The organism is Nonomuraea basaltis, assembly GCF_005893125.1.
Lineage (GTDB): Bacteria > Actinomycetota > Actinomycetes > Streptosporangiales > Streptosporangiaceae > Nonomuraea > Nonomuraea basaltis.
The window spans coordinates 1-9,152 of the sequence record NZ_VCJS01000349.1 but is presented as its reverse complement, the minus strand read 5'-3'; the positions used below and the strand labels follow the sequence as shown (position 1 = coordinate 9,152).

Annotated in this window: 10 protein-coding genes and 1 pseudogene; 10 read left to right on the top strand and 1 reads right to left on the bottom strand. The window is 67.6% G+C overall.

Annotation, left to right across the window (positions count from 1 at the left end; genetic code table 11):
- The first annotated feature begins 441 nt into the window (after nucleotides 1-441).
- The 9 genes from ltrA (at nucleotide 442) to EJK15_RS64635 (ending at nucleotide 7,578) form a co-directional block, all read left to right on the top strand.
- Nucleotides 442-2,196: a group II intron reverse transcriptase/maturase gene (ltrA, locus tag EJK15_RS64670; RefSeq protein ID WP_138720158.1), complete on the top strand. Its 1,755-nt coding sequence runs from the start codon at nucleotides 442-444 to the stop codon at nucleotides 2,194-2,196.
- A gap of 301 nt (nucleotides 2,197-2,497) precedes the next feature.
- Complete coding sequence (locus EJK15_RS64665) at nucleotides 2,498-2,860, top strand: DUF2089 domain-containing protein (RefSeq protein WP_138720157.1); 363 nt, start codon at nucleotides 2,498-2,500, stop codon at nucleotides 2,858-2,860.
- Nucleotides 2,860-3,117, top strand: coding sequence for a hypothetical protein (locus tag EJK15_RS64660; RefSeq protein WP_206062169.1), 258 nt, complete (start codon nucleotides 2,860-2,862; stop codon nucleotides 3,115-3,117). The genes EJK15_RS64665 and EJK15_RS64660 overlap by 1 nt, the downstream gene beginning before the upstream one ends.
- An 11-nt stretch (nucleotides 3,118-3,128) precedes the next feature.
- On the top strand, nucleotides 3,129-3,551 hold the full coding sequence (locus tag EJK15_RS64655) for an SHOCT-like domain-containing protein (RefSeq protein WP_138720155.1): 423 nt from the start codon (nucleotides 3,129-3,131) through the stop codon (nucleotides 3,549-3,551).
- Between the two features lie 9 nt (nucleotides 3,552-3,560).
- Nucleotides 3,561-4,358: an alpha/beta fold hydrolase gene (locus EJK15_RS64650; RefSeq protein ID WP_138720154.1), complete on the top strand. Its 798-nt coding sequence runs from the start codon at nucleotides 3,561-3,563 to the stop codon at nucleotides 4,356-4,358.
- Between the two features lie 472 nt (nucleotides 4,359-4,830).
- Nucleotides 4,831-5,667, top strand: coding sequence for a helix-turn-helix transcriptional regulator (locus tag EJK15_RS64645; protein WP_138720153.1), 837 nt, complete (start codon nucleotides 4,831-4,833; stop codon nucleotides 5,665-5,667).
- A 248-nt stretch (nucleotides 5,668-5,915) separates the two neighbouring features.
- Nucleotides 5,916-6,509 (top strand): TetR/AcrR family transcriptional regulator, encoded by a 594-nt coding sequence (locus EJK15_RS64640; RefSeq protein WP_138720152.1) that lies wholly within the window; start codon nucleotides 5,916-5,918, stop codon nucleotides 6,507-6,509.
- Between the two features lie 335 nt (nucleotides 6,510-6,844).
- Nucleotides 6,845-6,982, top strand: coding sequence for an NAD(P)-binding domain-containing protein (locus EJK15_RS75880; RefSeq protein WP_240778032.1), 138 nt, complete (start codon nucleotides 6,845-6,847; stop codon nucleotides 6,980-6,982).
- A gap of 17 nt (nucleotides 6,983-6,999) precedes the next feature.
- Entirely contained in the window at nucleotides 7,000-7,578 is a 579-nt protein-coding gene (locus EJK15_RS64635) for an NADPH-dependent F420 reductase (protein WP_240778031.1), read from the top strand.
- 195 nt (nucleotides 7,579-7,773) lie between these two features.
- On the opposite strand, the pseudogene EJK15_RS64630 reads toward EJK15_RS64635, so the two are convergent.
- Nucleotides 7,774-8,478 (bottom strand): annotated as a pseudogene (locus EJK15_RS64630) (Tn3 family transposase); the annotation flags it as partial.
- A gap of 237 nt (nucleotides 8,479-8,715) precedes the next feature.
- On the opposite strand from EJK15_RS64630, the gene EJK15_RS64625 reads away from it, so the two are divergent.
- On the top strand, nucleotides 8,716-9,152 hold a 437-nt coding region (locus EJK15_RS64625), incomplete at its 3' end, for a lanthionine synthetase LanC family protein (RefSeq protein WP_276615596.1).

Here is a 9,152-nt window from a genome sequence, read left to right as displayed (position 1 = left end):
AACGGCACGGTACTTCTGCCTGCCCGTGAGCCTTCGGGCTTGCTTGAGCCGAGATGCCTGGAAAGCGGGCTTGTCCGGTTCTGAGGGGGCGGGGGCGCAGAAATGCACTCCCGCTACCCGACCCCGATCCCAGCCGTGTCTCATGCGTGCGGAACATGGAAACCCCGTCGGGGTCCGCTCCAGGTCCGACCAGAGCGGTAGGCCAACCGCGAGGAGAGCTGAACTCCCCGGCGGGAACAGGATGCCCAAGAAGCCAAGGCCGGCGGCCGAAAGGCAGCGGGAAACCGGGACGGCAAGGTCGCTTCCTCCAGCGACGGTCTCGGATAACCGGCCGGATACCGGGCACGGTGCCCGGGCCCGAAAGGGCGCTGACGTGGGCAGGTGAGCCTTTGACGACGAAGCACCGACTCCGCTGGAACCGAGGGACAAGTTGGACGCCACATGGTGAACGGACCCGAGGATCTGCTGCGCCTGGACGCCGAGAAGTGGGAGACCATCGACTGGCGGGCGCAGGAAGAGCAGGTACGGCGACTGCGGCGCAGGATCTTCAAGGCGGTTCAGGAAGAGGACTGGCCCAAGGCCAGAAACCTCCAGAAGCTGATGCTACGGAGCCGGGCCAACACGTTCATGAGTGTGCGGCAGGTGACGCAGCGCAACGCTGGCCGCAAGACCGCGGGCATCGACGGGGAGGTCGCGCTGACCTCCGAGGCCAGGGCCGAGGTGGCGGGGCGTGTGCACGCCACGATCGGTTCCTGGAAGCCGCGCGCGGTCAGGCGGGTGCACATTCCGAAAGCCAGCAACCCCGCCAAGCTCCGCCCGCTCGGCATTCCGGTAATCATGGACCGATGTCATCAGGCACGGGTCCGTAACGCGCTGGAACCCGAGTGGGAGGCTCGGTTCGAACCCCGATCGTATGGGTTCCGGCCGGGTCGGAGCTGCCAGGACGCGATTCAGTCCATCTTCCAGGCCACCAGTCAGAGGCTGGCGAAACGGATGTGGGTACTGGATGCGGACCTGGCGGCGGCGTTCGACCGCATCGACCACACCCGGCTTCTGGAGGCCATCGGGTCGTTCCCCGCCAGGGACATGATCCGGGACTGGCTGAAGGCCGGGGTGTTCGAGGAGGGCACGGGATTCTCACCGACCGACGAGGGCACCCCTCAAGGCGGCGTGATCTCCCCGTGTCTGATGAACGTCGCGTTGCACGGACTGGAAGAAGCCGCCGGGGTCAGCTACCGAACTGACGGCTGCCATGCCGGAGAGACGGTGGCAGGACGCCCGATAGTGGTCCGCTACGCCGACGACATGATCGCCTTGTGCCACTCCAGGCAGCAGGCCGAACAGGTCAAGGCGCGCCTTGCCCAGTGGCTGAGACCCAGGGGTCTGATCTTCAATGAGGACAAGACCCGCATCGTTCACCTCGCCGAGGGGTTCGAGTTCCTGGGTGTCCTCATCCGCCGCTATCCCAACGGCAAGACGCTGACCACACCGAGCCCCTCGGCGGTCAGGCGGCTGAAGCTGCGGCTCGCGGCCGAAATGCGCAGCCTGCGCGGCTCGAACGCGCAGGCGGTCATCGCCCGGCTCGATCCCATCGCGCGAGGCTGGGCCGCCTACTACCGTGGCATGGTCTCGTCCAAGGTGTTCACCGCCTTGGACAACTACGTATGGAGGCTCACCTTCAAGTGGGCCAAGTGCGGCCATCCGAACAAGCCGAGGCGCTGGATCGTCGACCGGTACTTCGGCAAGTTCAACAAGTTCAGGAACGACTGGTGGGTGTTCGGCGACCAGGAGACCGGCGCCTACCTCACCAAGTTCGCCTGGGCCCCCATCGTCCGACACACGCTCGTCCTGGGCCGAGCATCCCCCGATGACCCTGCCCTGGCCGAGTACTGGGCCAAACGGCGTGCTCGGGTGAAGCCTCCGCTCGATCGCTACAGCCTCCGCCTGCTCACCAAGCAAGACGGCCGCTGCTCGCTCTGCGGGGACCACCTGCTCACAACGGACCAGCCGCCCGAATCGCCTGAACAATGGGCGCGATGGTGGTTGAACGTCGTCCGACGCGCGATAGCAGCCGACTACCTGACGCACTACGGACGGCCCGGCCCCACCGGCGATGGCCAGACCCGCCTTGTTCACGCCTCCTGCCATCGCGGCTACCTCGCCCGCCTGCGCAGGAGCCCAGCACAGCACACCTGAACCGCCCTTCGCGGCTTGCTTGAGCCGTGTGCCGCGACGAGTGGCACGCACGGTTCTGAGGGGGCCCCGGTGCAGCAATGCACCGGGGCTACCCGGCGAGCGGAGGGCCGGGCATCCAGGTCGACGCCGGGCATGTGGCGACCAGCGAGACGTAGAAGTCGCCGTCCGCGCAGCCGCCCACCGACCCCTCCGTCCGTAGGTGTCAACCCTCGCGCGATTTGGTCGAGATCAAACGGGCTCCAGCTTAAGAAAATTAAGATCAACCTTGAAATAGTGAAGGTTCGTCGGGTATATCTTTGGAATGGATTGGCAGGAACTTACAAACCTGACCCAGGGCCAGCCCTTCGTCGTCGAGCGGGTGCGCCTGGCAGGCAGCAGCGTCGCGATCGAGGGCGACTTCGAGCTACCGCAACTGGCTCAGCTCAACGTCGAGGATCAGGTCTTCATCACGGCGTTCGTACGGTGCCACGGCTCCATCAAGGAGATGGAACGCATCTTCGGGGTGAGCTATCCGACGATCAAGGCGCGGCTGAACCGGATCACACAGATGCTTGACTTCGTCGAGACCGACCCGGCGCCGTCGCGGGCCGACATCATCGAGCGGTTGCGCCGCGGCGAGATCACCGCACAGCAGGCACTGTCCGAGTTGGAAGGGCCCGCGTGATGCCGCAGTTGGTGACCGTACAGGTCAAACGCCCAGACCATCGTGCCATCCGGATCTGGGTGCCGGTCCTGCCCGTGGTGCTCGTCCTTTCGCCGGTCATGGTCCTAGCCGTTCTGGGTGCGGCCGTGGCCTGCCTCGTGTTCAGCATCAGCTGGGTGCGCGCGCTCGGCACCGGCTGGCGCATCGTCTCGGCGTTGCCCGGCACCCGGGTCGACGTCGAATACAGCCGTACGGCGGTGCTCGTATCCATCCAGTAGGAGAGGTTTCGATGAACGAACAGCGCAAGGACGTCCTCGACATGCTGGTCGAGGGCAAGATCACTGCAGAGGAGGCGGAGCGGCTCCTCGTCGCGCTCGAACGAGACCAGTCGCCGGCGGCTTTGCGCCTCGAGCCCCGGCCGAAAGGCAGGGCGAAGTACCTGCGGCTGGAGATGGAGTTCCTCGAGGACGGCGAGTCAGGGCGGCTCAACGTGCGGGTGCCGCTGCAACTGCTGCGAGCCGGTGTACAGCTCGTCGCCCTGATCCCGCCGCGGGCGCTGGACCGGGCCAACGCCGAGCTGGTCAAGGCGGGCGTTCCGATCGACCTGACCCAGCTCAAGCCCGCACAGCTCGAGGCGCTCGTGGAGCACCTCGACGAGACGATCGTGGAAATGGAGGCGCCCGATGGCCACCTGCGTGTCTTCTGCGAGTAAGGGGAAACCATGACCAGCCAGCAATCCACCTGGACCGGCATGGTCCCGGTAGACGATACGGCCTTAGCCGTCACCGACACCGACGGCGACGATGTCCCCGTGATCTACCTCAACGGCCACGCCGCCGTTCAGCGGCAATGGCGGCGGGTCCTCGCCGAGTTGGGGACGGAGTGGCGGCATATCACCTACGACATGCGGGGGCGTGGTAAGTCGAAGCGTTCGGCGGATTATTCGTTCGAGACGAACATCCGAGATGTCGATGCTGTCCTCGCAGCCCGGGGTGTGGCCCGGGCGGTGGTGGTGGGCTGGTCCTATGGAGCGTTTGTCGCGGCGCACTGGGCCAGCCGGAATCCGGCCCGTACCGTGGGCGCGGTCTTGGTTGAGGGCGCGCAGCCCTACGACTGGTTCGACGAGTCCATGGAACCGGGGATGCGCAAGATATGGAAGCGGATCTGGTGGCCCATGCAGCTGCTGCGCCCGTTCGGTATGGCTCCACGGATGACCGGCGACCAGCTGGCAGACAGCAACATCGAGGTCGGCAAGATCGCCCGCGAGCGTGACCTGGGCCCCGTGCTGGACAGCATCACCGTCCCGGCGCGCTACGTGGTCGCTTCTGGGGAGTCCTTCGGAAGCCAGGGCGGGCACGAACGGATACGCGCCAGCCTCCCTGCGGTGACTGCCCGCAATCCGAACATCCAAATCAGCGCGAAAGTCGCCAGCAACCACGGTTCGATCCTGCGTAAGGACTATCGCGCCATCGCCGAGGCCGTACGCGAGATCGCCGCCCTCGACCACGAGGGGAACTGAAGACGCCGCCGTCACGGTGAATCCCGCACGGGAGCCAGAGGTCTACACGCCCTCTCCCTCCACCGTCTCCGCGGAACGGTAAGGAAGCGCCTTCGGCTTCGCCCCGGTCGTCGCACTGGAGGCGACCGGCTCCGTCCTGAGCGCCGAGGGGCACGCGAGCGCCCGTCTGACACGGCGAACATCGTCGTGTCGGCCGGGCCGGGCGACGAGGCCCGGGGCCGGTCAAAGCGTTGGGTGTCCTCGACGGGGGACCGTCGCGGCGGGCCGCCTTCCAGACCGACGGCCTGCGGCGCACCGCCGACAGCCGGCGAATTCCCAGCGGGTCATACAGGTCAAGTGACCATCGGGTCGTCTCGCTGCGAGCGCCCTCGGAGTCGGCCGTACGAGCGGCTTCGCGCGGGCAGAAGACGAGGGCTCAGCCATGGATCGGCGGTCTCTGGATAGCCGGGCGGGATGCGGCGAGGATGGGGCCATGGACAAGAAGGAACCGGCGGAATTCCTGCGCCACCGGCGTGAGATGCTGCGGCCCCGCGACGTCGGGCTGGTCGAGGGGCCGCGCAGGCGTACGCAGGGGCTGCGCCGCGAGGAGGTCGCGCAGCTCGCCGGCATGTCCACCGACTACTACGCCCGGCTGGAACAGCAGCGTGCTCCGCAGCCCTCCGTCCAGATCACCGCGGCTCTCGCCCGGGCGCTGCGGCTGACCCTGGACGAACGCGACCATCTCTTCGTCCTCATCGGCCACAACGCCCCAGCCCGCTTCCACCGCTGCGAACACGTCAGCCCGACGCTGCTGCGGGTCCTGGACCGCCTGGACGACTCCCCGGCCCTGGTAACGACCGACCTGGTCGACACCCTCGCGATGAACCCCTTGGCCGTCGCGCTGCTCGGCGACCAGACCCGCCACACCGGTCTGGCCCGCAGCGGCTACTACCGCTGGTTCATGGACCCAGCCGAACGTCTGGTGTACCCCGAGGAAACCCACGAACGCCACGGCCGCGCCCAGGCGGCACGCCTGCGGGCCGCGCTGACAGCCGGGAGCGACACCCCCCGAGCCGCCCGGATCCTCGCCGAACTCCAGGAACACAGCCCTGAGTTCGTCCGCATGTGGGAACTTCAGGAGGTCGCCCGCTACGGCGACTGCAAGACCATCCTCCATCCCGAACTCGGCCGCATCGACGTCGACGCTCAGCTCCTGTACACCGAGAACCGCGCCCAGACCCTGGTGGTGCTGACCACTCGGCCCGGCACGGAGAGCCACAGCAAACTCGAACTGCTCTCCGTCATTGGGCACCAGCAGCTCACCCCCTGACGTCCTGGACCGGGGACCGGGCCGGGCTCGGCGCGGGAGGGCCCGGACAAGGACACCCTGGAATGGTGCAGCCCGCACGGCTTTTGCCCTGCGCTCTACGGCCAGATATGTCGGCCCCCTGCCGCTGCCCGGGCTCCGTGATCAGGCCGCCCATTTGACCGGATGCCCCCTCCGTTTTACTCTCGAATGCGTACGGAGGCAGCATCCGTTTTGCTGCGGCCGCAGGATCACGGCAGGCAGGAGGGCGCATGAGCGCCGGTGAACAGCGGGGACGCAAGCCCCGCGCGGACGTCCAGCGCAACCGCGTGGCCCTCCTGGAGACCGCGCAGCGGCACTTCCTGCAGCACGGGGTCGGCACCTCCCTTGAGGCGGTGGCCAAGGAGGCGGGCGTCGGGCCCGGCACCCTGTACCGGCACTTCCCCACCCGGGAAGCGCTGCTGGCGGCTGTGCTGCAGACGCGCTCCGAGGAGCTGGTGGCCCGCCAGGCGGACATCGACCAGCTCGGCGACCCGGCCGAGGCGCTGGAGCAGTGGCTGCGGGCGATGGAGGAGTATTTCAGCGCCTTCAGCGGGCTGCCGGACCCGCTCATGGCCGCGGCCCGGGCGCAGGAGCCGGACAACCCGCTCACGATTCCCTGCGACATCCTCATCTCCGCCACCGATCAGTACGTGCGAGGCGCGCAGCTCGCGGGGTGCGTGCGCGCGTCGGTGCGGGGGCACGACTTGTTCCTCGCGGCCTGTTCCGTTGCCTGGATCAAGGGCACCGGCACCGAGGAGGAGTCGCTCGACCGGCTCCGCACGCTCATCGCGAGCGGCTACCGCCAGCGGGACACCCAGGCGTAAACCGCCAGACACCCAGCCCCGCCCCCGCAAGGCCAGGTGGCACCACCACACGGCCATCACATCGCGCTGTCCTCAGGGGCAGCATTACCTCTCAATGGATAAATCATGAGAATTACTGTCATAGGCGCCGGTGCCATCGGCGGGAACCTCGCTGCCAAGCTCAGCGCGACACACACGACGACCACGAACAGCGGCGCTCACTTCGGCAAGGTCGTCATCACCCGCTTACACCACCGCGTCCGCGGTCGGCCGCAGCCCCGGTCGCGCCGCAGGGACCAAGCCCCGGAACCCCGGTCACCGAAACCGGGGTTCCGTTCCGGACAAGGAGTTTCACCATGAAGATCGGCATTCTCGGCACCGGGAACATCGGCAAGACGTTGACCAGGCGGTTGAGCGCGGCCGGGCACGAGGTAAAGGCGGCCAATTCGCGCGGCCCGGAGACGATCGAGGCGTCTCGGGCGGACGAGCGGTGACAGCGGCGGAAGCCGTAGTGGACGTCGACGCCGTGATCCTCTCCATTCCCTTCGCCCGCATTCCGCAGGTCGCACCACTGATCGCCAAAGTGCCGGCTGACACGGTTGTCATCGACACGTCGAACTACTTCCCGCATCGGGACAACGGAATCGCGGCGATCGAGGCCGGCCAGGCCGAGAGCGTGTGGGCTGCCAAGCAGCTGGGCCGGCCCATCGTCAAGGCTTGGAACTCGATCGGATCCGAGTCGTTCGCGCACAGGAACAAGCCGGCGGGAAGTGCGGACCGCATCTCGCTCCCCGTCGCGGCCGACAGTCCGCGAGAGCGTGACCTGGCAATGGCACTCGTTGAGGACACCGGGTTCGACGCCTTTGATGCGGGGCCGCTCGCGGAATCGTGGCGGCAGCAGCCTGGCACACCCGCCTACTGCACGGATCTCACCCGTCAGGAGCTGCCGGACGCACTGGCGGCGGCCGACGCGGCGCGATCACCGAAGCGGCGCGACCTCGGGCTCGCCGTGGTCCAGGAACGCTTCAGGGCCGGCACGCAACCGGACGCGGAATACCTTGTCCGCCTGAACCGCGCAATTTCCATGTGAGGAGGGACGGGGGCTGACGCGGTGACCCGTCAGAGGCCCTCGTGTCTCGCCCCGCGTCTCCAGCTGCTCCGCGACGAACCCCGCCACCCCCGGCGGCACGTCGGCCGGCCAGCCGGAGAAACTCCTCCAGCTCCTGAACGGACGGCTCGCCGGCGAAGCGCGCGTACCGGGCCTTCTGCTCTCCTGAAGGGTAGTCAACAGGGGATCGAACGGATCCGGCCGGTGACGTAGTTCGTCGGTGGCGTACGCGCCGAAGCGGCTGATGTGGGCGCGCAGGTAGGGCGCGATCTGGCCGAGCTGATCGGCAGTGATCTGCCAGCCTTCGGCGACCAGCTGCCGCACGATGTCGGAGATGTCCAGGGCGTTGTGGAAGACGACCAGGTTGGCCAGCAGGGTGTTGAACTTGATCAGTTTCTCCTGCTCTTCGGGGTCATTGTCGGCCAGCACCCCGCCGAACCCGAGCCACTTGGAGAAGCCGTTGTAGGACTCGACCTTGTTGGTCGCCGCGGTGACCCGCGCCCGTAGCGCCGGGTCGGCCAGATAGCGCAGCAGGGCGACGGTGCGTACGCTGCGGCCGACCTCGCGGAAGGCCTTGTAGATGCGGTTCTTGCGGGAGTTGGACCGCAGGCGGCGCATCAGCGTGGCCGAGCTGAGGCGGCCCTCGCTGATGGAGATGGCCACCTGCATCAGGTCGATCCAGTGCTTGTCGATCAGCTTCCAGTCGATCACGTTGCGGCCGCTCTCGCCGAACAGCTGGTCGATGTGCGGGTAGGTGATCTTCTCCGAGGCGCGGAAGAAGATCAGGTCCTTGAAGTTGCGGATGCGTGGCATCAGGTCGAATCCGAACAACGTGGCCAGGGCAAAGACTGGGAAGTTCTGGCCTTGGGTGTCGGCGTGCACCCGTAGCGATGATCAACCCTGCCGAACGACCGTGTTCATCAAACCGCAACCAAACCCAAGCGGAGGGTCACATCATCCGACAAACGAACCCTCTGAGCAGCGCCGCAACACTCCACTATCCCTTTCTCTCGTGCTTGGTCTGCCCCCTGGTGGTGGTCGTGGTGGTCGACGGCGGCGTGTGGGCGGGGGAGAATATGAGCCCCTGCAGTAGGCGTCCAGGAAGAGTCCCGGTGTGCCATGAGCGTGGATCGAGCCCGTTCGGCGGGTGAGCGCGCGGACACCCTGCTGCGGGTCGCGGTCGGGGCGGCACGCTGGATCAGGGCCGCGGCCTCGGGTGACGGCCGCTGGCTGGCCAACCCGGACGCGCGTGGCAGGTCGGCGCTGGATCCGGAGCCTTTCTCCCTGTACGCGGGCGCCCCGGGCATCGTGCTGTTCTTCCTGGAGCTGGCGGCGGCCACCGGCGAGGAGGAGTACCTGAGGGACGCGCGGGCGGGCTGCCGCTACCTGGCCTCGGCCTTGGGCGAGGTCGCGGATGTGACGTTCCACCACGGGCTGAGCGGGATCGCGGTGGCGTTGTGCGAGGCGGGGTGGGTGCTGGGCGACGGGGTCGCGGAGGAGGCGGCCGCGGCGGCGATGGACCGGGTGGCGCGGTCGGCGCGCCCGTTGGAGGGCGG